We start from the raw sequence: 25,202 nt of genomic DNA, 5'->3' as shown, positions 1-25,202 counted from the left end.
ACACCAGCGACGGAAGACCCGCCCTAGCCCAGGCGGCTGACCCGGGCGGTGAAGGAGGGCTCCGCCAGCTCGGTTCCGACCGCCACGGGCACGCTCTTCGCCCCCTCCCCGTCACCGATCGTCAGGACGCCGATCTCGGTTCCCGCCTTCGCGGTGTGCGGGACCTTGGCGGCCCCCGGCCGCAGGGTGAGCTTCAGCCGCTGGCCAGGAACGCCGATCACGTTCAGGTCCTTCGTGGCCACGAGCGGCGTACTGCCGCCGAGGCCGTCGTCCACGCGGCCGACCTGCTGGCCCTTGCGGACCGTCGGAGCCGAGGCGAGCGCCTGCCGTACCGCCTCGATGATCTTCTTGCTGTTGGCCTGCACGAGGACCAGGCTGTTCTCCCCGTTGAGGTCCGGGCCGTCCACGTGCTGGTCCATGAGCGTGCCGAGGATCAGCGGGGTCTCGTCGCCGACCGACTTGTACGCCGCCCACATCAGCGCGCCGCCCGCGGGCGTACTGGACCCGGTCTTGATGCCGCGGATGCTGAGGCCGTTGGCCGTGAGCAGGGTGTTGTTGTTGTACAGCGGCGTGGACAGCCCCTTGATCTCGGCGCTCGGCAGCGCCACCACCGCGCGGAACGCCTCCTCCTTCATCACGGCGTCGGCCAGCTTCAGCTGATCGGCGGCCGTGCTGACCGTTGCGGCGTCCAGGCCGCTGGGATCCGTGTACGTGGTGTTCGTCATGCCGAGTTCCCTGGCGGCGGCGTTCATCTTCTCGACGAAGGCGGCCTCGGAGTCGGTACCGCTGTCCCAGCGCGCCAGCAGCCGGGCCACGTTGTTGGCCGACGGGATCATGAGCATCTTCAGCATGTCCTGCTGGCTGAACTTCGTACCGGCGACGAGGCCCTCGACCCGGGACTCGTGCTCCGAGGCGCCGTCCACCACGGCCTTCGCGTCGATCTCGATCTGGGGGCCGGGGTCGCCCTTGCGCAGCGGGTGGCCCTTGAGGACCACGTAGGCCGTCATCACCTTGGCGACGCTCGCCGTGGGGACCGGCTTCTGCTCGCCGAAGGTGCCGATGTCGCCGGAGCCGGGGACGCGGAGGGCGCCCTGGCCCTTGGCGGGCCACGGTACGGAGAACTGCCCGTCGAGGGTGTACGCCGTGTCGGACGCGGCGAGCCGCGGCTCGGGCAGCGGGCGCAGCAGCTGCCCGCCGACGACCGCGCCGGCCAGGGCCAGCAGGATCGGCGCCCAGATCTTCACGCGGCGGATCGCGGTGCGGCGCGGGGTCTCCGGCGGAGCGGGCGTGTTGGTGAGCTCGGCCAGCAGGTCCAGTGCGGGGGGCGCGGGCGCGGGGACCTCGCGGGTGGGCTCGACGACCTCCCCCGTGCCGGGGGCGGGGGCCGGCGACGGGGTCTGGTGCTGCGGTACGGCTACCGGCCAAGTGGCCTTCTTCGCCGGGGCGTCCAGCTCCTTCAGGGCCACGAGCGTGCTGGTCCGCTCCGCGTCGGCCTCGTCGCCCCGCGCCCAGGCCGGCACCCGCCGGGACGCGCCGCCCGCGCCGCGCTCCGCCTCCGGCTCGGATACGGTCCCGGCTCCGTCGGCGGCCTCCGGCTCGGGATCGGGCTCGGGTGTGGCTACGGACTTGGCTCCGCCGGACGGCTCCCCGTCGGGGCGCGCTTCGGCCCCGGGAGCGATCTCGGCCGCCTCCGGCTCGACCGCGGCCGCAGCCGCGTGTTCCGTCTCGGGGTCCGCTACGGCGTCGGCGCCCGGCTCGGCGCCCGTCTCCGGGTCCGCGTCAGCAGCCGCGTCTGCGGCCGACCCAGAGTCCGCACCCGGCTCCGGGTCCGTGCCGGCGCCCGCCTCGGGCTCCGACTCGGCATCCACGCCCGCGTCCGCACCCGGCTCCGGGTCCGGGTCCGTGTCCGCGTCGGTGCCCGCGTCCGCGTCGGTGCCAGGCTCCGGGTCCGTGTCGGTGCCCGGCTCCGTGTCGGCGCCCGGCTCGGCGTCCGCTTCGGCATCCGTATCGGCGTCCGCTTCGGGGTCCGCGTCCGCGCCCGGCTGCGGGTCCGCTTCGGCGTCCGACTCGGGTTCCGCCTCCGCCTCCGCGTCGGCTTCGGCGTCCGGCTCCGGGGGCGCGGCGGCGGCCGGTTCGGGGTCCGGGGCGGTCGGTGGGTTGGGGGCTGGGCTCGCCGCGGGGGTGGGCTTCTTGGCGTCGTCGGGACTGGGGTCCGCGTCGCCGGTACCGGGATTCGTTGCCGGGATCTCGGTTCCTTCCGGCTCCGGAGTCTCCGGGGTGTCCGGGGAACCGCCCGCCACCGATACCGCCTTCATTCCTGCCCCACCTTGCCGCTCGCTCCCGGCCGGCCACCGCCCCCCGCTCGCGCGGTGGGCGGTGGCCGCCCGGATCTTGCCGATATACCGGCTAGATGCACGCCGTGCCCCGTCCGTTCCCGTAACCGGATCCTGTGACCGTCTGGTCATACTTCGGCACCGGAACGGGTGCAGTGTGGTGCGGTGCCGTCCGTCGGTCCGCCGGCCGGGCTGGGCGTGACGGGTGTGATGAGGGGCTTGCCGGGGGCCTCGGCGGTGACCGTGGGCGTACCGCATGCCGTCGGCGCCGGACCGCACGACCTCTTCGCGTGGCGCACGGCCGCCTTCCCGGCGGCCGCTCCGTCCCGCCGGCCTGACGGGTCGGCACCAAACGCCCGCACGTCGACCATCGTCGCGGCAGGAGGCCGAGCGGCGGCAGCGGGCGCCGGACTGACGGGACCGGCGATCACGGCCGCGCACGGCAGGCCGAGGCGGGGAAAGCGCTAAGCAGGGGCACGAGGCGCATACAAGGAGACCTCCAAGGAGGCACGCGAGCACCGCGCCCGGACGCCAGCCGGGGGCGGGCCGCACGTCGCGCCGGGACCGTCCAAGAGGAACTCGCCTTGTGAACCGGTCGGTGAGAGAGGCGTCGCGCCCGGGCAGCGCGCGCGGTGGAACGGTCAGCGGCGGCCACTGGCGGGAGCCGCGGAGGGGCCGACTCCAGCGAATCGGTTCCCTGGTGGCCGCCCGCCCCGGGCGGAGGCGGCAGCAGGGGTGGCCGGTGCACCGGCCGCCCCTGCCTTTCACCTTTCGCCGCAGTTCAGCGGGTGCCGTCAGCTCCGGCCCCCTCCTCCGCGCCTAGAAGACGAGGGCCCAGGAGTCGATCTTCCCTGTGTCGCCGTTCGCGAGGTCCGCGACCCTGAGCTTCCACACCCCGTCGGCCACCACGGCGGAGGCGTCCACCTGGTAGGTCCGGACGATGTCGTCGTCACTGCCGCCGGTGTGGTTGCGCAGGTTGTAGACGGTGCCGTCGGGGGCGACGAGGTCGACCCGCAGGTCGCCGACCCAGGTGTGCCGGATCTCGACCGGCACGCGCAGCGCGGCCGGCGCGTTGCCCGTGATCCCGGTGACGGTGATCGGCGACTCGACGGTGGAGTTGTCGGCGATCGGGTAGTCGTCCGAGTTCTCGAAGCGATTGCCCGGGTCCGGCGGGGTGGTGGTGCTGTCACCGGCGTACAGGAGCAGGTTCGGGGAGCCCGGTCCGGGGCCGGCCACGACACCCGCAGTGGCCGCGGCGACGAGGCCCTCGGCGACTTCCGCCGGGGTGCTCCGCGGGTGCTGCGAGAGGCGGAGTGCCGCGGCGCCCGTGACGTGCGGGGTCGCCATCGACGTACCCGAGAGCACTTGCGAGGCGTGGTCGTCGGAGTTCCACGCCGAGGCGATGGAGGAGCCCGGCGCGAACAGATCGAGGGTGCTGCCGTAGTTGGAGTAGGAGGCTTTGGTGTCGCTGCTGGTGGTGGCACCGACGGTGAGAGCTTCGGCGACTCGCGCCGGAGACCTGGTACTCGCGTCGGTGTACTCGTTGCCCGCCGCGACGGCGTAGGTGACTCCGGAGGCTATGGAGTTGCGCACCGCGGTGTCGAGTGCCGAGTTGGCGCGGCCGCCGAGCGACATGTTGGCCACGGCCGGCTTGACGGCGTTCCGCGTCACCCAGTCGATGCCCGCGACGACCTGGTCGACCGTGCCGGATCCGGAGTCGTCGAGGACGCGGACTCCGACGATCTTGGCCTTCTTGGCAACGCCGTACAGGGAGCCCGCGACCGTGGCGGCGACGTGGGTGCCGTGGCCGTTGCCGTCCTGGGCGGTGTTGTCTTGGTCGATGGCGTCGAAGCCGTCCGCGGCGCGTCCGCCGAAGTCGCTGTGGGTGATCCGCACTCCGGTGTCGATGATGTAGGCGGTCACGCCCTCACCGGCCTGGTCCGGGTGGCTGTAGCTCTGGTTGAGCGGCAGCGCACGCTGGTCGATGCGGTCCAGGCCCCACGACGGGGGGTCGGGCTGGGTGGTGGAGCCGCCGTCGAGGGCGACGACGCTGTTCTGCACCACGGACTCCACCGCCGGGTCGGCCGCGAGCTTCCTGGCCCGCGCCTCGGAGAGTTCGACGGAGTAGCCGTTGAGGGCGGCGGAGTAGGTTCGGTCGATCTTCGCGCCGTACCGCTCGGCCACGGCCTTGCCGCCGACGGTCGTGGAGCGGGCGGCGGAGTCCTTCAAGGTGATGATGTAGCTGCCGGGAACGGTCCCGGCAGCTCCGGCGTTCTCGATGGCGCCTTGCGCCTGTGCGTTGCTTTCGGCCGCCGACGCGGGGAGCGCGGAGCCGGTGCCGAGCGCGACGGCCAGAGCCGCGGTCGCGGCGATGCCGGTTAAGTGCGGACGGATGTGACGCATCACGAACACGAGGGTCCTCCTCGTAAGTGGTGCACGACAGGGGGTTTGGCACAGCACTCCGGGGTGGCCCGCACGAGGTCCTGCTAGGTCATGTCCATGACATTTCGCGAGCCACCGCCGAGCTGATGCCACAGGAAGTCTCCCATGTTTACGCGAACATATTGTGTCGCGGGAGTAAAACCCGTCTCACCGGCGCAGCGGCGCGGCGCGGAGCACCGTGGGCCGGCTGATCCCGCTGCGCGAAGTGGCCGTCACCGCGACGGCCGATGCGCGGCAGCGCTCAGGGGCAGTTGACCATCGGGTCCCCGGGGTCCCGCGTGCAGGAGTCGAACGCGACACCGCCGTCGAGGCTGTCGTTGCCGTTGACGCCGTCGGTGGCGTCGAGGGTGTCGGTACCCTCGTCGCCGTTGAGGGTGTCATTGCCGGCTTCTCCGGTCAGCGTGTCGTTTCCGCCGTTCCCGTTGAGCGTGTCATTGCCTTCGTTTCCGTTGAGGGTGTCGTTGCCCGGCCCACCGCTTATGGTGTCGTTGCCCCCCAGCCCGAAGATGGTGTCGTTGCCCGGCCCTCCGTTGATGGTGTCGTTGCCCGGAGTCGCCGCCGTGGAGCCGAGGATCCCGGGCGGTTCGTCGCCGACCAGCCGATCGGCGTGCGGGCCGCCGTTGAGGGTGTCCTTGCCGCTGCCCCCGTAGAGGGTGGCGGGAGCGTCGAGGTTCGGGGAGACGGTGACGGAGTCGTCACCGTCCTGGCCGTAGGCCTGTACGGCCGTGGGGAGGGGACACTCCGCGCTGCCCGGTGAGCGTGACGCGCAGAGGGTTCCGGCGCGTACCTCGGCTGCCGCGTCCGACACGATGACGACGCTGCCCTGACGGCGGATGGTGATGTCATTGGCCACCCCCTGGCCGGCGGTGACCAGCAGGGTTCCGCCGGACATCTCGACCACGGTGGCGCCGGCGAGGTGCCGGGGGCCGGCCGCGAGCGGTGCTGCCGAGGCGGAGGTGGCGCCGCTCGCGGCGCAGACGAGGGCTGCCGTCGCGAGCAGTGCGTAGAGGGGGCGCAGGGTCATGGGGTGTGTCTCCTTCGTCGTGGGCCCGTGCGGCGCGGGCGGGTCCCAGCGCCGCTTCCGGGTGCCGGTCACGGGCAGTCGGTGACGCTGTCGCCCAGGTCGGCCCGGCAGGTGTCGGCCTCGGCGCCCCCCAGCACGTAGTCGTTGCCGCCGATCTCGTCGACGGCGTCGAGGCTGTCCTGGCCCGCGCCGCCCTCCACGTAGTCGTTGCCGGTTCCGGCGACCACGTGGTCGTTGCCGTTGCCGCCGCTCACCACGTCGTTTCCGGCCCCCGCGTTGATGGTGTCGGCGCCGCCCCGGCCCTCGATCGAGTCGTTGCCCGGGCCGCCGAAGAGCCGGTCCCGGCCGCTGGCGCCGATGAGGGTGTCGTTGCCGTCTCCCCCGGCGAGGAAGTCGGAGCCTTCGTCGCCTTCCAGCGTGTCGTTGGCGCTCCCGCCGTAGAGGCTGTCGTCCCCGGCGCCACCGATGAGGGTCACTCCCGGACTCGCGAGGGAGGACGTCACCTCGTCGGCCTGGTCACCCGCGTTGACGACGAGTTCGGTGAGGTCGCCGGCGCCTCGGCAAACGGCTTCATTGGCGCTGACCGCGGTGCACCCGCCGAAGGCTGTCACCGTGTCACCGGTGTCCCTGACCCGGATCGTGTCCCCGGCCCGCCACACGGAGATGGTGTTGCTCAGACCCACGGCGGCTGTGACGGTGACGGTGGTGCCGGTCTTGCCCACCAGCGTGCCGGCCGCGGACATCCCGGCCGGCCGGGCGGCGGGAGCGGCACCCGCCGGGCCGGTGAGACCGAGCGTGGTGCCGAGCACCGCCGTCACGACGGCGAGGGTGCGGCGTTGTCGTTGGGACGCCTTGCTCATGGTCTGCCTCCTGAAGAACGTTCGGGGACGTCGGGACCAGGCGAGTGGAGAGACGCAAAGGAGCTCAGAGGGAATCGATCAGAATCAAACACATCTCCACAGAATCGATCGCCTTCGGAAGGTTGAGGGCTCTGGAGACCCGGTGTCAAGCGGCCGCGTCGCGCCCGCGCGGCCGGCCCGTCCGCTCCGACCCGCGCGGACCTGGCCCTTTACGGGGCTCATACAGGAGCACCTGCGCCCGCACATCGGCTCGATCGCACGGGCTCAAGGTCCGGATCTGGTTCACTCGCCGTCGGCGGACCGCGCGGTCCGCACCGCCTTGCGCCTGCGCCGGAGGATCAGCGGCCCGGCGGCGGACAGGAGCGCCAGGATCCCCGCGAGAAGCCACGGCACCTCCAGAAAGCCGTCGGACGCGGAACCGCGGAGGCTGTCCGCTCGTGCCGTGACGGTGAGGTCGCCCCAGCCCGCGAAGGGCGCGCCGGGCCACGACGCGGAGAGCCGCACCTTCTGGCCCGGAAGCAGTTCCGCCGGCACTCCCGTCAACTGCCGTTCGGCGGGCCCTCCCACGTACACCCCGCCCGCGGACACGGACACCCGGGGAGCAAGGGTCACGTTGCCCGTGTTGCGCAGGGTGTACGCGACGGTCGACCCGCTGGCGCCGGTCCACGGTATCCACGGGTTCCGCGCCGTGAACCGGACGTCCTCGACGGCGACGCCGGGTTGGCGCTGTCCGTCGACGCGCAGGTAGATCCTCGCTCCGACGCCGCGCCGGACGCCCACGTGGGAGCCCGCCCCCGGGCGCACGCGCTCGTCGACGGCGACCAGGGCCCCGACGTGGTCGCCCGGCGAGGCGTCGGAGGGAATGCGGAGGGTGATGCCGACCGTCAGCGACGAACGGGCCGGGACCGTGATGACGTCGCGTTCGGGCTTTCCCCAGGCGCCCACGTCCCGCTGGGTCTCCTCGACACCGCGCACGGCCAGTCCGCCGTCGCGTTCCGTGTTGTGGGCGTCGGCGACGTAGAGGCGGAACGTCAGGGCGCCGTCCGTGGTGTTGGTGACGACCGCCCGGTCGGAGAGCGTCGCGCCGGGGCTCGCCGGGAGCTGGAACGCCGCCCGCGGTGTGATCGCGGAGTCCGCGGGCCTGACCGACCATTCGCCGTTGTCCGCCGCTGCGGCCGGTGCGGGGTCGAGGGCCGTCAGGGCAAGAAGGAGGAGGGCGACGGGGACTGTGCGCATGGCTCTTCAGCTTTCTGGGGCGCCGCGTGCCGGACGCATGGCGTCCGGCACGCGGGCGCGGTCAGAGGAGGGTGAGGGTGAGCGTTCCGGCGTAGTCGCCGACGGGCGTGTACTTCGGGATGTCCAAGGAGACGGCGGCGTCAGCGGTGAACTCTCCGCCGGTCAGGTCACCGTCGGGGGCGTGAGCCAGGGTCGCGCCGTCCTTTCCTACGGCTCCCGGGCTTCCCGCCGTGCAGGAGCTGGGGCTGTCGGGCTTGGTGGTGCACGTGGGCGTCCAGGTGAGCCGGCCGGCGTCGATCTTTCCGCGCGGCCCGGTGAAGTCGGTGACCCTGCCCGTCAGTGACCAGCCGGACTTGCCGCCGCGGAAGTCCTTGACGGCGACGGTGTTGAGACGTCCGGCCGAGGTTCCTCCGGCACCGAAGTCGACCGGGGGCAGCCGGACGGGCTCCGCCGTGGTGGACATGGTGAGCACGCCGGCGCTGACCGAGGTGGTGAGCCGCTGGTCGGCCGTTCCGGGGGCGGGCGGGTCGGTCGGGTCGGTCGGGTCGGTGGGGTCGGTCGGGTCGGTCGGATCCGCGGCGGCGGCGACCTTCCACGCCTGGCCGGCTGATCCGTCGCACTGCGACTGGACGATCCTGGCTCCGGCCGCCGCATCGGATCCGCCCTGGACGTCCAGGCACTTGCTGCTGTGCTGGGCGACGATCCGGACGTACCCGTCGGAGAGGGTCTCGAAGCGCCAGCGCTGGTTGTCGCCCCAGCCGCAGTCGTACTGCCTGACCTCGGCCCCGTCGGCCGTCGACCTGTCGGCGACGTCGAGGCACTTGCCGCTGTGCTGGGCGAGGACGCGGACGTACCCGTTGTTGTTGTCGGTGAACCGCCACCGGCTGTTCAGGCCGCCGGTGCACTTCTCCTGGGTCACGGGCACCTGATTGTCGGAGAGGCTGCCCGCCACGGTCGCACAGGCGCCGCTCTGCTTGCCGGTGATCGTGTGGAGGGGGTCGCCGCCGGAGCCGGACATCCGGCCCGTCTCCGTGTCGATCGCGACCTGGGGGTACCACGGAAGGGTCATGGTCGTGGCCGTGGGGAACTCCAGCGGCAGCCACACGTACTTCGAGTCGTTGACGCGCTTCGGATCGGACCACACGCCCGCCCAGCGGTCCCCCATGTAGAGGAAGGAGGTGGTCTCGGTGCCTTCCACCGGCAGGACGAACGCCGTCTGCGAGTGGTGGCCGTCGTGGTTCCCGACGTCCTTCATCGCCGACCACGGTCCGGCGAGGCTGGTGGCGGTGGCGTACTTCTGCTGGTTCGGGTCCCAATAGCTCGTCCCGGAAGTGAGCATGAAGTACACCTCCCCGCGCTTGAACAGCGCCGGCGACTCGCGGTGCTGGCCGGGCCACGGGTTCGCCACCAGCCCCTTCACCTGCGTGTAGTCGTCGGTGAGCTCGTAGATGTGCAGATCGGCGTTGTGGTTGGCGGCGGAGATCATGTAGGCCTTGCCGGCGGCCTTGTCCTCGTACACCGTGATGTCGCGGGACATGTGCTCGGTGCCCGAGGCGTCCTTCGGACGGAAGGAGCCCTTCCACTCGTACGGGCCGTCCACCGTCGAGGAGACCGCCACCGCGGCCCGCGCCTCGGCGTAGGAGTCGTCCGCCTCCTTGTGCATCCACATCACGAACTGTCCGGTCTTCTCGTTGTAGAGGACCTTCGGCCGCTCGATCACCGCGGAGCGGATCTCGGGGTCGGCCTCCTGGGTCAGCACGTGCCCGCGGGGCTCCCAGCTCTTCAGGTCCTTGGAACGGTAGGCCGAGACGTAACGGAACTTGTTGTCCTCGCCCCGGTCCTCACCGAACCAGTAGTAGTAGTCGCCGGCTTTGAGCACTCCGCCGCCGTGCGCCTGCACCCCTTGCCCCGTGGCGTCCGGGAACTGGGTACCGGATTCGGCGGTGACGGGTGCGGCGAGCGCCGCGGGCGCCCCGCCCAGAACGGGGAGGAGCAGGCTCAGGCCCACGAGAACGGATCTCACTCTTCGCAATGCGGATCCTCGATGTCGCCGCGCGTCCGTGGCGCCCGTGTGAGTGAGGGGTCCCACCCCCACTCACACAGGAAGCAACATTTCTGCGCGTGAACCAACATTTACGCCCAGAGAGTGGCCCGCTCATTGCCTGAATGTCAACGGCTTGTAAAAGAATATGACGGCTTGTGTGTGCCTCATGGCGGAGAGTCAGCTCCCCTGGGCGCCTCGGAGCCGCCGCTGTCGGGCCTGCGGGGGCCGGGGGGTGAGATGCGCGAAGGCTCCCGACGGTTGCCCGGCCCCCGCACGCGGTTCGTCAGGTCCTGGTGGCCGGTCAGGTCCTGGCGGCCGGTCAGATCCTGGTGGCCAGGGGGACGGAGGTCCGCTTGAGCCAGCGTCCCGCCGCGAAGTCGCGGGCCTTGACCACGACGCGGTCCCGATGCACCTCGACCTGGAGGCCCTGGTTGAAGACGCCGGGGACCGTGCTCTCACCGCCTTGTCCGTTGTCGGTGAAGCCGGTCTGTACGGCTCCGGTGTTGATCACCGAAAAGCCGTCCAGGTTCGCCGTGCCGGGCACCACCCGCCGTACGCACCAGTCGGACAGGGACAGGTTCCAGTGCGTGTGCCCGCTGAAGAGGAACACGTCGCGGTATCGGCCCAGCAGGCCGAGCAGTGCGTCGGCCTGGAGGTAGTCGCTCGTGTAGAGCTTGTTGCGCGTCCCCGAGACCGTGTCCGGCAGTGGGTGGTGGGCGACCACCATGACCGGCTTGCGACGTCCGGACCAATACCTCAGGCGTTCTTCCAGCCACGACAACTGCGCCTCGCTCAGCCACACTTCGTCCCAGAGTTTGGGGTCGTGGTAATGCATGTAGCGCTCGGTTCCGATGGTCAGGACGGGTATCCCGCCGAACGTCGTCTCGGCGTACACCGCGCTGCGGCCGGCGAACCGGTAGAAGCTGCGGAACAGGGAGTCCTCGGTGGTGCCGTTGGGCCAGGTCGCCAGGGCGAGTGTCTGCGGGTCGGCGTACTTGGGGACGTAGAACTCGTGGTTGCCGATGGCCCAGGCGATCTCGCGCGGGCGCGGACCTCGCTCCAGCACCTGCCGCACCGCCGCGTACTCGAAGTCGTAACCGCGCGGCGTGATGTCGCCCGCCACGGCGAGTCCCGCGCTGTCCGGGGCGGTGGCCGCGATGTCCTTCAGGGCGACGGCCAGGTCGCCCAAGTCCCCCTGGATGTCACTGATGACGTTGAACGTGCACAGCGGCGCGCTCGGAGCGCGGCCGAGCGGCTGCGCCGAGGCCGTCGTCGAGGGCGCGGCGCCGAGGGCGACGGCTGCCGTCGCGGTGATCAGAGACCTGCGTTTCATGGACGGGTGGTCCTTCCGCTGGTGCGGGACGCCAACGCGCGCGGCCCGGGGACGAGACCCCGTATGTTTACGCAACCAACGCGGCCGGCGCGTGAATACCGGGCAACACTTCCCCCGACGTCGTCACGTCGCCGGTGCCTCACGGGTCCGCGCGGAGGGTCCAGGACTGGTTGCGCCCCGTGGTGGGCCGGTAGGTGCCGACCGGGGCGCCGTCGGCGGTGGAGGCGCCGGTGACGTCGAGGAGAGTGCCGTCCGCGCTGTTGATCAAGGTGTAGTGCCCGTCCCCGGAGGTGGACAGCATCCACTGCTGCTGTGCGGACGGTCCCGGAGGGAGCAGGGTGAGTGCGCCGTCGGCGACGGCGAGGGCCCGGCCACTGCCCGCGTTCGTCACCCGGTACGCGGCCGTGCTGCTCCAGTCGCCGGGCACCGACCTGGTGAGGTGCCACTGCTGTGCGGGGTCGAGCCGGTCCGGGAGGTGCTGGACGGGGGTGCTCCCGGCTCCGGCCGAAGGGGCGGTGAGGGCAAGACCGCTGTGGTCGTTGACGAGGAGCCGGCGACCGGCGGCGGGGGCCGACTTCTCGGGGTCGACGCCGGACGCGCCCGGTACGACGAGGGTCGTGACCGAGTGGGGGGCCAGGGTCACGGCAAGCCGTTTGCCGGCGGTGAAGACGTCGGCCTCCCGGTGGACGTCGCGGGTCGCGTCCGTGGTGTAGCGCCGCACCGGTGCGGCCGAGACGTCCCGGAAGCCGGTGAGGTCCAGGGCGATCGTCCGGGCCGACCCGGTGGGGTTGGTGTGCACCACGACCGCGCCCTGCCCGCCGGGGCGCACCGCGGCCAGGGTGTGGTCGTCGTCCGTGCCGATGACGCGGGATCCGGGCCGGATGAACCGGCTGTACTGGGCCATCGCCCAGTACTTCTTGTTCTTGCGCAGCGGCTCCTTCGCGGCGTGGGCCGGGGTGAAGTCGGTCTGGATGAGACCCCAGTTGGAGTTCTCGTGGGCCGGGGTCATGTTCTCGTAGTCCTCCACGGCCTGCCACAGCACCCAGGCCCGGGGTTCGAGCTGCGTGAGGTCGCCGGTGATGCGCTCGGCGAGGTCGAGGGCCGGGCTCATGTCGGTGAAGCTCTGCGGGACCGTGCCGCCGAGGTCCACCTCCGACATCCACAGGGGCGTGTGCGCGCCCTTGGCGATGTCCCGTGCGCCGCCACGCCCGTTCGTCCCGTACGTGTGGGTGTTGAGCCGTCCGACGGTGGCGCGGACCGTGCTGCCGTAGCTGTCCCAGTTGGCACGGAACATGTCCGGGTCCGTCTCGTCCATCGCCGCGATCGGCGTGCGCAGCCCGTTGCGGTCCAGTTCGGCGCGCAGTGCCGTGATCGCGCGGGCCTGGGAGCCGGGGTCCCAGTGGGAGCCTTCCTGGCGTCCGCCCGCGCGCCAGTAGGCGGTGGCCGGTTCGTTGACGGGCGACACGGAGGCGAAGGTGACGCCCGTGCTGTCCTGCACGCGCCGCAGGGCCCCGGCCAGGTAGGCGGCGAAGCGCTCGTACTGATCGGAACGGAGGTTGTCGTCCATGGGGTTCACCGCCCCGCTCACCCGTCCGCTGCTGGTCATGAAGTACGGCGGCGAGTTCGAGAACGCCTCGAAGGTGTCGGCGCCCCGGGCCTTGGCGGCCTTGAGCCACCAGCGCTGGTTGCCGTCGGCGTACGGGTCCCAGTGATCGGGGTCGTCCGGGTCCCAGGCGTCGGGCGTCCCGGGGCCGGGCAGGCTCCAGTGGCCGGGTACGGCCGCCCCCGCGCGCATGTAGGGCTCGGTCTCCGGGCCGTCACCGCCGCCGATGTTGTAGCGGGCGATGGTGAAGCCAAGTCCTTCGGCGCCGTAGAGGGCGTCGGCGAGCCGGTTGCGCTGAGCGTCGGGCCAGCCGCCCGTCACGTTGGCGAACCAGGCGAGCGAGGTGCCCCACCCTTCGAACGGCGCCTGCTGGTAACCGGGATCGAGGCGGACGGGGACCGCCGCCGGGGCGGGGCCGGCAGCGGCCGGGGGTAGCGCCGCACCGCCGACGAGGAGGGCGGCGACGGCCGCGAGCGAGGGTGCGAGGGCGGTGCGCGTGTGGCGCCGGGGGGCGCCTCGGGGCCTTCTTCTGGTGCCGAGCACAGCTGATCTCCTGTCGTGAGCGGTGCCCACCCCTACCGGTATGTTTACGTAAACACGGGGGTGCGGGGGAGAGTGTCGAAGCGGTCGGCGGACGTGTCAAGAGAACCGGCGAGTAACGTGCGCGCACGCCGTCTCGGCGTGCGGCGCTAACATCCGTACGGAGTGCACCACGCACTCAGCTTGGAGCAGGGGTTCGGAGGTCCGGTTCACATGCCGCGCGAGGTCGGAGCACGATCACCGAGGTCCCGTCCGCTGCGCCAGTCGCCTTCCATGGCCGATGTCGCCGCGATGGCGGGAGTCTCGTCGCAGACGGTCTCCCGTGTGGCCAACAACCGGGAGAACGTGGACGCGTCCACCCGCGAGCGGGTGCTGGCCGCGATGAAGATGCTCGGGTACCGGCCCAACACGGCGGCCCGCGCGCTGGTCACCGGACGGTTCGGCACGCTGGGCGTCATCAGCTTCGACATCAGCGCCTACGGCAATGCCAGGACCTTCGCCGCCATCTCGGACGCCGCCCGCGAAGCCGACCTGTTCGTGAACTTCATGGGAGCCCGGGCACAGACCGGAGCCGCCGTGCGCCAGGCGTTCCAGCAGCTGATGGTCCAGTCGGTGGACGGCATCATCCTCATCGAGTCGCAGATCCTGGACACCCCCGAACTCCGGCTGCCGTCCGCCGTCCCCGTGGTCTTCGCCGACGGGGACACCGGCCACCGCTACGCCAACGTCGACATCGACCAGGCCGAGGGGACCCGCAGCGTCGTGGCGCACCTGCTGGGCCTCGGCCACCGTACGGTCTGGCACGTCGCGGGGCCCCGTGACTCCTACGCGGCGCGCCGCCGGGCCGAGGCGTGGCACCGCTCGCTCAAGGACGCGGGCAGCGTCGTACCACCGCTCCTCTACGGTGACTGGTCCGCGGCCTCGGGGTACCGCGCCGGCCGTGAACTGGCGGGCCGCCCGGAAGTGACCGCGATCTTCGCCGCCAACGACCAGATGGCCCTCGGCGTCATGCGCGCCCTGCAAGAGGCGGGGCGGCGCGTGCCGCAGGACGTGAGCGTGACCGGATTCGACGACGTTCCCGAGGCCGCGTTCTTCCCCGCCCCCCTCACCACGGTCCGGCAGGACTTCGACGCCGTGGGCCGGCACTGCGTCACTCTGCTCCTCGATCAGATCGGCGGCGAGACGGGCAGCCCGCGCCAGGCATCGGTGGCGCCCGTCCTGGTGGTGCGCGAGAGTACGGCGGCCCCGGTCGGCTGAGCGGCCGGACGCCGGGCCGCCCTTCAGGACGTCCTGGCTTTCGCAGCCCTGGCGGCACGGCGCCCCGCCGCCACGGTGGCGAAGGTCTCGCGGTCGTCGAGGAAGCCCTCAAGGGCGAAGGTGGCGGCTCCGAGGGTGACCGGATTGTCCGGCACGGTGCTCCGCTGGAAGGTGAGCGCCTGGAGCGTCGCCGGTAGCGCGTGCGCCGCGATGACGTCGCGGGTCTGCCGCAGCAGCGGCTCGCCGAGCCGTTCGGCCACCCAGCCGCCCAGTACCAGGGTCTGCGGATTGAACAGGTTGAGGAGATCGGCCGCGGCCTCGCCCAGGTAGCGGGCGGTCCGCGCCACGGCTTCGGCGGCCACGGCGTCCCCCTCCGCCGCGGCGCGGGCGACCTTGGCGACGACGGCGTCCTCGTCGGGGTCCAGGAGGGGGCTTCCCGCGTCCAGTTCCCGTACGGTGTCGGCGATGCCCCGCGAGCTGACGTAGGCCTCGACGCAGCCCTGCCGGCCGCACCTGCACTCGCGGCCGCCGCGGACCAGGCAGGTGTGGCCCCACTCCCCGGCACTGTTGGTGGCGCCCCGGTAGAGCGCTCCGTCGACCGCGATGCCCGCGCCGACGCCGGCCCGGAGGGTCAGTACGACGAGGTCGTCGACCTCGCGTCCGGCGCCGAACCACATCTCGGCGACGGTACCGGCCTTGAGCGGGTTGTCCAGGTACAGGGGCATCGGGAGGCGCTCGGCGAGGAGGGAGCGCAGGGGCACGTCGCGCCAGGACCAGTAGGGCGAGAAGACGGACACGCCGCCCTCGCGCTCCACGAGACCCGGGACGCTGACCCCCGCGCCGAGGATGCGCGGGGCCGCGCCCGTGGCGTCCGAGAGACCCTCGACCCCCGCCACGATGGCGTCGACCACGTCGTGCGGCCGGACGTCGCTCTGCGGCAGCGGCAGCCGTACGCCGCGCAGCACCGTCAGCGCCAGGTCGAACAGCTCGACCTGGACGGAGGTCTCCGCCACGTCGATCCCGACGAGCGCCCCGCGCTCCGCGTTGACCGCGAGACGTGCCCGCGGGCGCCCGCCCTTCGAGTCCTCGTGGCCGGCCTCGCGGAGGACTCCGGCCTCCAGCAGCTCCACGACGAGGTTGGCCACGGTGGCGAAGGACAGTCCGGTCGCCGCGGCGATCTCCTGCCGGCTCACCGGGCCGGGGGCTGCGAAGACGCACCGCAGCGCGTCGAAGCGGTTGCGGCGGCGGATGTCCTGGGCGGTGCGTTTCGCCATGGGGTGCGTCCTTCCCTTGTCGTGGCAGAGGCCGTCGGGTGCGGGACCGAGCTTATTCCATGCGTTGGACGATGAGTATTTACATGGGTTAGAAGAACTCCTAGAGTTTCCTCGCACAAGAGAGGAGCGACACCATGCACCTGACCGCACTGCCGTGCGCGCCCGTGCCGGGACGCCTCACCGAGGGCCCCGTGTGGCATGCCGGACGGGGTGACCTGCTGTGGGTGGACATCACCGCGGGCCTCGTCCACCGGGCTCGTCTGGTGGCCCGTGACGACGACAGCGGTCTGCCCGACCTCGGGCCCAGGACGACCGTCAGCCTCGACCGGCCCGTCGGAGCGGTCGCGCCCTGCGCGTCCGGCGGGCTCCTCGTGGCCGCCGGAACGTCCTTCCTGCGGGTCGACGGCGCCGGGGCGGTCACGGAGTTCGCCGCCCCCGTCGTCCCCGAAGACGGCACGCCGCGACGGTTCAACGACGCCAAGTGCGACCCCGGCGGCCGGCTGCTGGCCGGCACCATGGCCTACGACGCGACCCCGGCCGCGGGCACCCTCTACCGCCTCGACCCCGACGGCACCGTGAGGACCGTGCTGAGCCCGGTCACCATCTCCAACGGCCTCGGCTGGAGCCCCGACGGCCGGCTGCTGTACTACGCGGACAGTCCCACGCGCCGGGTCGACGTCTTCGACCACGACCCCGCCACCGGCGCCCTCTCGGGCCGCCGTCCCTTCGCCGACACCGGCCCCGCCGGTGTGCCGGACGGCCTGGCGGTCGACACCGAGGGCCGGGTCTGGGTGGCGGTGTGGGGAGCCGGGCAGGTCAGGGCCCACACCCACCCCCGACGGCGCACTCCACGCCGTCGTGACGGTCCCCGCCTCGCAGGTGTCCAGCTGCGCCTTCGCCGGCCCGGACCTGGATCTCCTGATGATCACCACCGCCGCCGACGGGCTGACGCCCGGGCAGCTCGCGGCGGAGCCGCACGCCGGCCGGATCTTCATCTGCCGGCCCGGTGCCACCGGCCTGCCGGTCCCGCCCTTCGCCGACGACCCGGCGCGGTTCCCCGGGTCCTCCCCCCTCTCACACGACTCCCGAGGTCCCGCATGACGACCGACCCCCTGGCCCACGCACTCGCCGTCGCCCCCGTGATAGCGATCCTGCGTTCCCGATCGCCCCGCCACTTCGCCGCCACCGCCGACGCCCTCCACGAAGCGGGCATCCGGGCCGTGGAGTTCACCCTCACCACACCGGGGGTCCTGCACGCGCTGCGCGAGTACGCCGAGTCCAAACCGGCCGGTACCGCCCTCGGCGCGGGCACCGTCATGACCCCGTCCGACGCGATGCGCGCCGTGGAAGCCGGCGCCACCTACCTCATCACTCCGGCCACGTGCCTGGACGTCATCAGGGAGGCCCGCCGCCTCGGTGTCCCGGTGCTCCCCGGCGCCCTGACGCCGAGCGAGATCGTGGCGGTGTGGCGGGAGGGCGCCACCATGGTCAAGCTCTTCCCCGCCTCGGCCGGAGGCCCGGACTACCTGCGGGCCGTCCGGGCGCCCCTGCCGCACGTCCCTCTCGTCCCCACGGGGGGCATCGGCCTCGACCAGGCCCCCGCTTATCTCGCGGCCGGCGCGAGCGCACTCGGCATGGGCAGCCCGCTGATCGCAGACGCCTGCGAGGGCGGCGACCTGGACGCCCTGCGGGAACGCGCCGCCACACTGCTGGAGGGCATCCGCTCATGACCGCGCTCGTCACCCTCGGGGAGGCCATGGCCGTCCTGGCCGCCGACCGGCCCGGCCCGCTCGCCTGCGGCACCTCGCTGCGCCTCGGGTTCGCGGGGGCCGAGGCCACGGTCGCCATCGGCGTCAGCCGCCTCGGCCACCCGGCGTCCTGGACCGGACGGGTCGGGGCCGACAGCGCCGGCACGATGATCCTCGACGGACTGCGCGGTGAGGCCGTCGACGTCACCCGCGCACGCGTCGACGACGCCGCACCGACCGGACTCATGCTGCGCGAACGCCGCACACCCGACCACACCCGTGTCACCTACTACCGCCGCGGACTCGCGGGCGCCCGCCTCGTCCCCGAGGACATCGACCCGGAACTCGTCGCCGGGGCCCGCGTCCTGCACGTCACCGGCATCACACCCGCCCTCGGCGACGGGCCGCGGGCCGCCGTCCGGCACGCCGTCGACCTCGCCCGCGCCGCCGGCGTCACCGTCAGCCTGGACCTCAACTACCGGGCCCGGCTGTGGACCAGGGAGGAGGCCGCGGCCGAGCTGACCCACCTCGCGGCCCGCGCGGACATCGTTTTCGCCGGTCCCGACGAAGCCTCCCTGATCGTCCCCGAGGCCGGACCCGCCGCCATGGCGCGTGCCCTGCTCGGCCTCGGCCCCCGCGAGGCGGTCCTGAAACTCGGCGCCCGGGGAGCCGTCGCGGTCACGCACGGCGGCGAGGCCGTCCAGGACGTCGTGCCGGTCACCCTGGTCGACCCGATCGGCGCCGGCGACGCCTTCGTCGCCGGATATCTCTCCGGGCTCCTCGACGGCGCTCCCCTCCCGGGCCGGCTCCTGCTCGCCGCGACGTGCGGGGCCTTCGCGGTGGCCGCCTCCGGTGACTGGGAGGGCCTGCCCCGGCGCGCCGAACTGGACCTCCTCCACGGCGCGGACGTCACCCGCTGACCGGAGCGTCCCGACCACCCCCACCCCACCTCACCTCCGCCACCACTCCACCCACGAAAGACCAGCCATGAACCGATTCACAGGGCGAACCGCCGTCATCACCGGCGCCTCGTCCGGCATCGGCGCAGCCAGCGCCGTACGTCTGGCCGCCGAAGGGGCCGCCGTCGTCCTCGCCGACATAGACGAGGCGGCGGGCACCGCACTCGCGCGGAGGATCCGCGAGGACGGCGGCCGCGCGGAGTTCGTGCCGTGCGACGTCTCTCGCGAACAGGACTGGCACGGCCTGAAGGACCGCGCGCACACGCTGTTCGGCCCGGTGGCCGTCGTACACAGCAACGCCTTCACCCACACGCCCGCGCCCGCCCACGAACTGCCCGGCAGCGACTGGGACCGTGACATGGCCGTCAACCTCAAGGCGCCCTACCTGGCCGTACGGACCTTCCTCGACGACCTGCGCGCCGCCCGCGGCTCCTTCGTCGCCACGTCCAGCGTGCACGCGCTGTGCAGCCTGCCGGGTTACCCGGCCTACGCCGCGGCGAAGGGAGGCATGTGCGCGCTCGTCCGCCAGCTCGCGGTCGAGTACGGACCGGACGTGCGGTTCAACTCCGTACTGCCCGGCCCCATCCTCACCGAGAACTGGCAGGACGTGGACGAGGAGGGCCGTCTGCTCTCCGCCCGCGCCACGGCGCTGGGACGGCTGGGCCGCCCCGACGAAGTGGCGGCCGCCGTCGCCTTCCTCGCGTCCGACGACGCCTCGTACATCACCGGCACGAACCTGACCGTGGACGGCGGCTGGACCGTGAAGAAGGAGTCCAAGTGAAGATCACATCCCTGCGGACCTACCTGGTCGCCCCCCGCTGGTGCTTCCTGCGCGTGGAGACCGACGAGGGCATCACCGGCTGGGGCGAGCCGGTCGTCGAGGGCCGTGCGCACACCGTCGCGGCGGCCGTCGAGGAACTGTCCGACTACCTCGTGGGCCAGGACCCGATGCGCATCGAGGACCACTGGCAGGTCATGACCAAGGGCGGTTTCTACCGCGGCGGCCCCGTCCTGTCCAGCGCGGTCGCGGGCATCGACCAGGCCCTGTGGGACATCGCGGGCAAGGCGCTGGGCGTGCCGGTGTGGCAGCTGCTCGGCGGAAACGTCCGGGACCGGGCACGGGTGTACAGCTGGATCGGCGGCGACCGGCCGACCGACGTGGCGCAGGAGGCCGCCGCCCGCAAGGCCGAGGGCTTCACGGCCGTCAAGATGAACGCCTCGCCCCAGCTGGAACTGATCGACACGCCGCAGGCAGTCCGCGACATCGTCGAACGGGTGGAGAGCGTCCGCGCGGAGGTCGGCGACGGCTTCGACATCGCCGTGGACTTCCACGGCCGCCTCACCCTCCCCATGGCGAGGCGGGTGCTTCCCCTCCTGGAGCCGTACCTGCCGTTCTTCGTCGAGGAACCGGTGGTTCCAGAGATGAGCGCCCACATCGGCGAGGTCGTGCGCTCGACGAGCATCCCCATCGCCACCGGGGAACGGCTGTACTCCCGGTGGGACTTCAAGACGGTGCTCCAGCAGGGGATCGCCGTGGCCCAGCCCGACCTCTCGCACGCCGGCGGGATCTCGGAGGTGCGGCGGATCGCGGCGATGGCGGAGGCCCACGACGTGTCCCTGGCGCCGCACTGCCCGCTCGGCCCGATCGCGCTGGCCGCCTGCCTCCAGGTCGGCTTCGCCACGCCCAACCTGCTGATACAGGAGCAGAGCCTCGGGATCCACTACAACGCCGGGTCGGACCTGCTGGACTACCTCACCGACCGGTCCGTCTTCCGTTACGAGGACGGCCACGTCGCCCTGCTCACCGCACCCGGACTGGGCATCGACATCGACGAGAAAGCCGTCGAACGCGCCGCCGAGGCCGGCCATCGCTGGCGCAACCCGGTGTGGCGGCGGGCCGACGGGTCCCTCGCCGAATGGTGACGCGTTGAGCGCCCCCGCGGGCCGAACGCGGCGGCCGTCCGGGCGTCAGGAGGTCAAGGACTCCAGCCGCTGCCGAGTGGCCGGGCCGTAGACCCCCGGCGGGTCGCCACGGACGCCGTACTTCGCCTGGAACCGCTGCGCCGCGTCGTCGAGGTGCTGGTCGTAGCGTCCTCGCAGGGGGAGGGACCACAACCCCAGCTGCGCGAGGCGCCGCTGCAGATCGACGACCTCGGGCCCGGTGTCGTGCCGGCGCAGCGTCCGCTTCTCGGAGGGGGCCGTCGGCGACGCGGGGGCGGGCGGCGTGGTGCTCGGACTCCCGGAATGCTGTCCGGCGGCCGGCGCCTCGTCGGTGGCGGTGGGCGCGCTCGCGGTCGGCTCGGAGGGGGCCGCCGAAGGCGGTGTGCGCACCGGGCTGTTCCCCGCTGTCGGTGGTGTGCGCGGGGGACGGCTCGGATGCGGGCTCCGGGAGCGGGACGCCTCGGGCGACGTGCTCGGTTCGTCCTCCACATCGAGTACGTCGAGCCGGCTCGCGGGGGCCTGCGCCGTCGTCTCCCCCGCGCCCTGGTTCCGGGCGAAGGCGTACGTACCCGCGATGGCCGCGGAGCCGATCAGGGTGGCGAGGGCCGCGGTGACGCGCAGCGGTCGACGCCGCTTGGCGGGCCGGTGTGCCCGGTGCCCCGCCAGCCTGGTCATGACGACGGGCCGGCCGAAGGCGTCGTCGCCGGGCGGTGTGTCGCCCTCGTGCACGACCGGCGCCGCGACCCACGACACCGTGACGGTGTTCATGGTGGCCGGTCCGTCCGCCGGCGCGGGTTCGTGCGGGGCGATGTAGGGCCTGATCCACTCCCGGTCGAACTGTGCCGGGGCGGCGGCTCGGCCTGCGCCCGCGTCGTGCCGCGCGATGCCACAGGCACAGCGCAGGGGGTCACCGCACTGTGGGCAGAAAGGGGTGCTCACCGAACTCCAGTCGACTGTTCCAGGAAATGCAGAATGAGCCCTCGGTAGGGAGTGAACGGTGAATCTACTGTGCGCGGAGCCCCTTGATCCAGCCCGGTCGGGGCCCAGTTGATAACGATCGGCTAAACGTGCGACCGGGGTTGCCCCGGGGCTCCGCCGGGCTCTTCCTCTCCTTGTATGGACGCGGTACGCATGTCTTGAACTGTTCGAACTTTTGTCAACAGGACGGCCGGCGCTTCCGTTGCCAGCCCTGGGCCATCAGCGGGTACCGCCGCCGGTCGAGCAAGATCTCCGGTGTTGACTTCCTTGCGCGTGTGTCTGATTCTGTTCGGTACAAGGCTGTCCAGCGGCGCGGGCGAAATCGAGACCGGACCTCTCTGCGCATGGAGAATTCCGGTAGCTCGCCGCGCCCGAATAAAGCATGTCCACATTCCTGAGGACAGTTCTTGAATTCTCGCCGACAAGAACTATCGACAGGCGTGTCGTGTCCTGAACAATAGGGCGACTTTCCCTCCCACCCAGGATGTTCCACGTGTCGACGAATCATCCCTCTGTTGTGAGTCGAATGACCGACCAGCAACTGTGTGACACCATCCGCAGCTCGGTACCGGCCGCCCCGTCGGCCGAGACCGAGCTGCGCCGACGCCATGGCCCGAGGGTCTCCGCCTTCGCCCGGACCGCCGCGGGCGGCGACCACCTGTCGGCCCGACGCGCCGCGGACCGCGCGATCGAGCAGTTCCTCGGCATGCTGGCCGCCACGACCGACGACCCGGACCGGCCCCCTCGCCTGTCGTTGCTCACGCTGGTGTCCGCGTCCGCGTCTCCCGCACCGTCCGTAACGTCCGCGCCGCCCGCCGGTGTTCCGTTGGACCCGGCCCTCCGGTCGTTCGTCCGCAAGGGGTTCACCGCTCTGCCTCCGCGCACGCAGGCCGTCCTGTGGCACTCCGTGGTCGAGCGGGAGCCGGACGACCACGTCGCGACGATCACCGGCGACCGGCCCGACTCCCTACCGGACCTGGCCCACCGGGGGTTGGCCGCGTGCCGTGACGCCTTCCTGCGAGTCCACCTGGAGGCCCGGCCCTCGCCGCACTGTCCCGCGTACGCACGCATGCTGGACGCCGCCGCGGACCGCGCGGACGTGCGGGGGAACCCGGACCTGACGCGTCACGTCGACGGATGCCCGGGCTGCGCGGCCGCCCTGCGCGGCCTGGTCGCCCTCTGCGACACCCCCGGCCCGTCGCTGGCCGCCTCCCTGCTCGGTCCCGCCGGCCCGCTCTACCTCTCCGCGGCAACCCACACGGACACGAGCACGGGCACGGGCACGGATACGGACGCCGAGGACATGCCGCCCCTCCCGGTCACGACCGCCGCCGGAGGCCGGCCAAAGCCGGCCGGGCGGGTCCCCCTCGGCGTCGCGGCGGCCCTGATCACGACGACGGCACTCGCCGCGGTCGTCCCCGCGGCCTGGGGGCCCGAGCCGCCCGCCGCGGCTCAAGGGCAGCCACCACGAGCACACGTCGAAGCGGGCGGTGCGGGGTCGCCGGCCCCGTCGAGGAGCAGGGCGCGGCCCTCCGCCTCCGCCTCCGCCTCGCCGCATCGCTCCCCCGGCGCGTCGCCGTCCGCGACGGGGCCCTCGCCCAGCGACGGGCCCACGGCCGGCGACGGGCCCGCGCCCGGCCCCACACCGACCACGGAGGTCGCGACGGCCGACCCCGTACGCCCCTTCCGGGCCTCGGCGTACGGTCCGGCCGTCAATTCCGCCACCGGTCTGTGCCTGGACGTCCGCGGCGGCACCTTCGCCAACGGCGTCGACGTGATCACCGCACGCTGCCGCGCCGGCGCGCCGATCCAGCAGTGGCGCCTCGACGACAAGGGTCTCCTGCGCAATGCCGCCAACCCGGGCTACTGCATGGACGCACGGGGCTCCGCACGGGACGGCGTGGGCATCTGGTCGTGCTCGGCGTTCGGCAGGGCCGAGGGGAACAACCTGGTGTTCTCCACCGATGCGACCGGGCGCATCAAGCCCCGGATCGCCCCGGGCCATGCCGTGACGTCCGGGAGCGGCGAGCCCGGAGCACCTGTCGTCTTCGGCCGTACGGGCCCGGCGGCCGAGCAGCGCTGGAACGAGCCCGGCGGGCCAACACCCTCAAGCCGATAGTCGAACAGATTCAGACATGTTCCGATAGAAATCAACAGGACTTGAGGTCCCCGACGTCGACGCCCGCGCCGTACGGTGCCGCACGGGCAGCCGCCCCGTGTCTTCGGCGGTACGGCCAGACGGCAGCGGCAGAGCGGCTCTCCCCGCCCTGCGGTGCCCCTGGAGGTCACGGGGGCGCATCAATCCGAAACCCCCGCTTCACACTGTTGACTTATGGCGGAAACAGCGCTTTTCTCTGTTGCATCAAGTTTGAAAACGGCCGACTGTGGCGGATTCCCCAGTGAGGGGATCGCCCCCTGGGGGCTCGCCGGCCGAGGTCGGACACCTCTGCCTCGAAGTCCCCAGGGACCCGCAGCCCGGGCGGCGATCACGACGACCGCCGGACCGAACCCCACCCCATCGCACGTGCCCCACTGGTCGCCCGGTGCGACCCGTCCAAGCAAAGGGATCGACATGCTCACTCACCACCACCGCCGTCCGGTAGCGGCCGCGGCCCTGGGCCTGGCCACGATGCTCGTGCTGTCCTCGTGTTCCAGCGGTCAGGAGACGACGGACGGGACCGCGGACGTCGGGAAGGTCGACGGGAAGATCTCCCTGACCTATCTGCAGAAGCAGGGCGACCAGGAGTACTTCATCGGCGAGGCCGCCGGCGCGAAGGCCAAGGCGAGCGAGCTCGGCATCGACCTGAAGGTGGTGAACCTGGGCAACGACGCGAACAAGACGGTGAGCGAGGCCCAGGCGGCCATCTCGCAGAAGAGCAACGGACTGATCGTGGTCGTTCCCGACCCGGCCGTGGGTCCGCAGGTCGTACAGCTGGCGAAGACCGGCAAGGTGGCGCTCCTGACGTCGGACGACCAGATCTGCGGCACCGGCCCGGACCCCTCCGCCTGCGGCGGCGACGCCCTGGTGCCCCGCATCGGGTTCAGCGGCGAACAGATGGGCGGTGAGGTCGGCAAGCGGGCCGCCGAGGAATTCAAGAAGGCCGGCTGGAATCCGGCGGAGACGCGGACGATATCGGCCTGGAAGCAGGACGTCACCGTGTGCACCGACCGTGTCAACGCCTCGAAGAAGGCGTTCGCGGATGCCGCGGGCGCGCCGGTGCAGAACATCGACGTGCCGACGGACAACTCCCCGACGGGCGCGCAGGACAAGATCGCCGCGACGATCACCGCCAACGCCTCCGTGAAGCACTGGGTGGTCTGGGGCTGCAACGACGAGAACGTCCAGGGCGGGGTCACCGCCCTGGAGAACGCCGGCTTCAAGGCCGAAGACGTGATCGGCGTCGGCCTCGGCGCCTACCTCGCCTGCAAGAACTGGAGCTCCGCCAAGCCGTCCGGGATGAAGGCCGCGCTCTTCATCAACGGCAGGGACGTCGGCGCCCTGGCGGTGCAGACGATGTACGACAAGCTCAAGAACGGCAAGGACTTCCCCAAGGAAGCCTTCGCCCCGACCAAGATGGTCGACGCCTCCAACTGGAAGGACGCGGGCGTCACCTGCGCCTGAGCCCGCGG

18 protein-coding genes and 1 pseudogene are annotated in these 25,202 nt (G+C 72.2%); 9 read left to right on the top strand and 10 right to left on the bottom strand.

Going from position 1 to position 25,202, the window contains the following annotated elements:
- Positions 1 to 23 precede the first annotated feature (23 nt).
- The 8 genes from EES41_RS43565 to EES41_RS38865 all read right to left on the bottom strand — a co-directional run bounded on the left by EES41_RS43565 (position 24) and on the right by EES41_RS38865 (position 13,418).
- Positions 24 to 2,315, bottom strand: coding sequence for a serine hydrolase (locus EES41_RS43565; protein WP_254211890.1), 2,292 nt, complete (start codon positions 2,313 to 2,315; stop codon positions 24 to 26).
- A gap of 837 nt (positions 2,316 to 3,152) precedes the next feature.
- On the bottom strand, positions 3,153 to 4,736 hold the full coding sequence (locus tag EES41_RS38895; protein ID WP_254211924.1) for a S8 family peptidase: 1,584 nt from the start codon (positions 4,734 to 4,736) through the stop codon (positions 3,153 to 3,155).
- A gap of 280 nt (positions 4,737 to 5,016) precedes the next feature.
- A complete protein-coding gene (locus EES41_RS43985; protein WP_174261876.1) occupies positions 5,017 to 5,799 on the bottom strand; it encodes a calcium-binding protein in 783 nt (260 codons plus the stop codon).
- Between the two features lie 68 nt (positions 5,800 to 5,867).
- Entirely contained in the window at positions 5,868 to 6,659 is a 792-nt protein-coding gene (locus EES41_RS38885; protein ID WP_123083240.1) for a calcium-binding protein, read from the bottom strand.
- Positions 6,660 to 6,941: 282 nt separating this feature from the next.
- Positions 6,942 to 7,895, bottom strand: coding sequence for a DUF916 domain-containing protein (locus EES41_RS38880; protein ID WP_123083239.1), 954 nt, complete (start codon positions 7,893 to 7,895; stop codon positions 6,942 to 6,944).
- A 61-nt stretch (positions 7,896 to 7,956) separates the two neighbouring features.
- Positions 7,957 to 9,918 (bottom strand): RICIN domain-containing protein, encoded by a 1,962-nt coding sequence (locus tag EES41_RS38875; protein WP_367995820.1) that lies wholly within the window; start codon positions 9,916 to 9,918, stop codon positions 7,957 to 7,959.
- A gap of 340 nt (positions 9,919 to 10,258) precedes the next feature.
- On the bottom strand, positions 10,259 to 11,272 hold the full coding sequence (locus tag EES41_RS38870; protein ID WP_123083237.1) for a metallophosphoesterase: 1,014 nt from the start codon (positions 11,270 to 11,272) through the stop codon (positions 10,259 to 10,261).
- A 139-nt stretch (positions 11,273 to 11,411) separates the two neighbouring features.
- Positions 11,412 to 13,418: a glycoside hydrolase gene (locus tag EES41_RS38865; RefSeq protein ID WP_254211888.1), complete on the bottom strand. Its 2,007-nt coding sequence runs from the start codon at positions 13,416 to 13,418 to the stop codon at positions 11,412 to 11,414.
- A 270-nt stretch (positions 13,419 to 13,688) separates the two neighbouring features.
- On the opposite strand from EES41_RS38865, the gene EES41_RS38860 reads away from it, so the two are divergent.
- Entirely contained in the window at positions 13,689 to 14,672 is a 984-nt protein-coding gene (locus EES41_RS38860) for a LacI family DNA-binding transcriptional regulator (protein ID WP_123083235.1), read from the top strand.
- A gap of 23 nt (positions 14,673 to 14,695) precedes the next feature.
- Here the strand turns inward: EES41_RS38860 and EES41_RS38855 are convergent, their stop codons facing one another.
- On the bottom strand, positions 14,696 to 15,946 hold the full coding sequence (locus EES41_RS38855) for an ROK family transcriptional regulator (protein ID WP_123083234.1): 1,251 nt from the start codon (positions 15,944 to 15,946) through the stop codon (positions 14,696 to 14,698).
- A 134-nt stretch (positions 15,947 to 16,080) separates the two neighbouring features.
- On the opposite strand from EES41_RS38855, the pseudogene EES41_RS44325 reads away from it, so the two are divergent.
- From EES41_RS44325 to dgoD, 6 genes and pseudogenes are all read left to right on the top strand, one after another.
- Positions 16,081 to 16,716: pseudogene (locus EES41_RS44325) on the top strand (SMP-30/gluconolactonase/LRE family protein); the annotation flags it as partial.
- On the top strand, positions 16,694 to 17,047 hold the full coding sequence (locus EES41_RS44320) for an SMP-30/gluconolactonase/LRE family protein (protein ID WP_367995822.1): 354 nt from the start codon (positions 16,694 to 16,696) through the stop codon (positions 17,045 to 17,047). The pseudogene EES41_RS44325 and the gene EES41_RS44320, both read left to right, overlap by 23 nt.
- Positions 17,044 to 17,676, top strand: coding sequence for a bifunctional 4-hydroxy-2-oxoglutarate aldolase/2-dehydro-3-deoxy-phosphogluconate aldolase (locus tag EES41_RS44315; protein ID WP_123083233.1), 633 nt, complete (start codon positions 17,044 to 17,046; stop codon positions 17,674 to 17,676). Before EES41_RS44320 ends, EES41_RS44315 begins: the two co-directional genes overlap by 4 nt.
- Positions 17,673 to 18,614 carry a sugar kinase gene (locus EES41_RS38840; protein WP_123083232.1) on the top strand — a complete coding sequence of 314 codons (942 nt, stop codon included), beginning with the start codon at positions 17,673 to 17,675 and terminating at the stop codon, positions 18,612 to 18,614. Before EES41_RS44315 ends, EES41_RS38840 begins: the two co-directional genes overlap by 4 nt.
- A 67-nt stretch (positions 18,615 to 18,681) precedes the next feature.
- Complete coding sequence (locus tag EES41_RS38835; RefSeq protein WP_123083231.1) at positions 18,682 to 19,434, top strand: SDR family NAD(P)-dependent oxidoreductase; 753 nt, start codon at positions 18,682 to 18,684, stop codon at positions 19,432 to 19,434.
- Positions 19,431 to 20,576 carry a galactonate dehydratase gene (dgoD, locus tag EES41_RS38830; RefSeq protein ID WP_123083230.1) on the top strand — a complete coding sequence of 382 codons (1,146 nt, stop codon included), beginning with the start codon at positions 19,431 to 19,433 and terminating at the stop codon, positions 20,574 to 20,576. Before EES41_RS38835 ends, dgoD begins: the two co-directional genes overlap by 4 nt.
- A 45-nt stretch (positions 20,577 to 20,621) precedes the next feature.
- Here the strand turns inward: dgoD and EES41_RS38825 are convergent, their stop codons facing one another.
- Entirely contained in the window at positions 20,622 to 21,362 is a 741-nt protein-coding gene (locus tag EES41_RS38825) for a peptidoglycan-binding protein (protein WP_123083229.1), read from the bottom strand.
- Between the two features lie 736 nt (positions 21,363 to 22,098).
- Here EES41_RS38825 and EES41_RS38815 point away from each other — a divergent pair.
- Together EES41_RS38815 and EES41_RS38810 are read left to right on the top strand one after the other, a co-directional pair.
- Positions 22,099 to 23,691, top strand: coding sequence for a ricin-type beta-trefoil lectin domain protein (locus tag EES41_RS38815; RefSeq protein WP_164496202.1), 1,593 nt, complete (start codon positions 22,099 to 22,101; stop codon positions 23,689 to 23,691).
- Positions 23,692 to 24,144: 453 nt separating this feature from the next.
- A complete protein-coding gene (locus EES41_RS38810) occupies positions 24,145 to 25,194 on the top strand; it encodes a substrate-binding domain-containing protein (protein WP_123083226.1) in 1,050 nt (349 codons plus the stop codon).
- The last annotated feature ends 8 nt before the right edge of the window (positions 25,195 to 25,202 follow it).

The sequence above is a fragment of the Streptomyces sp. ADI95-16 genome (genome assembly GCF_003721495.1).
GTDB classification, from domain to species: Bacteria; Actinomycetota; Actinomycetes; order Streptomycetales; family Streptomycetaceae; genus Streptomyces; species Streptomyces goshikiensis.
The sequence above is the reverse complement of the archived record's forward strand: the minus strand, read 5'-3'. Positions and strand labels throughout refer to the sequence as shown.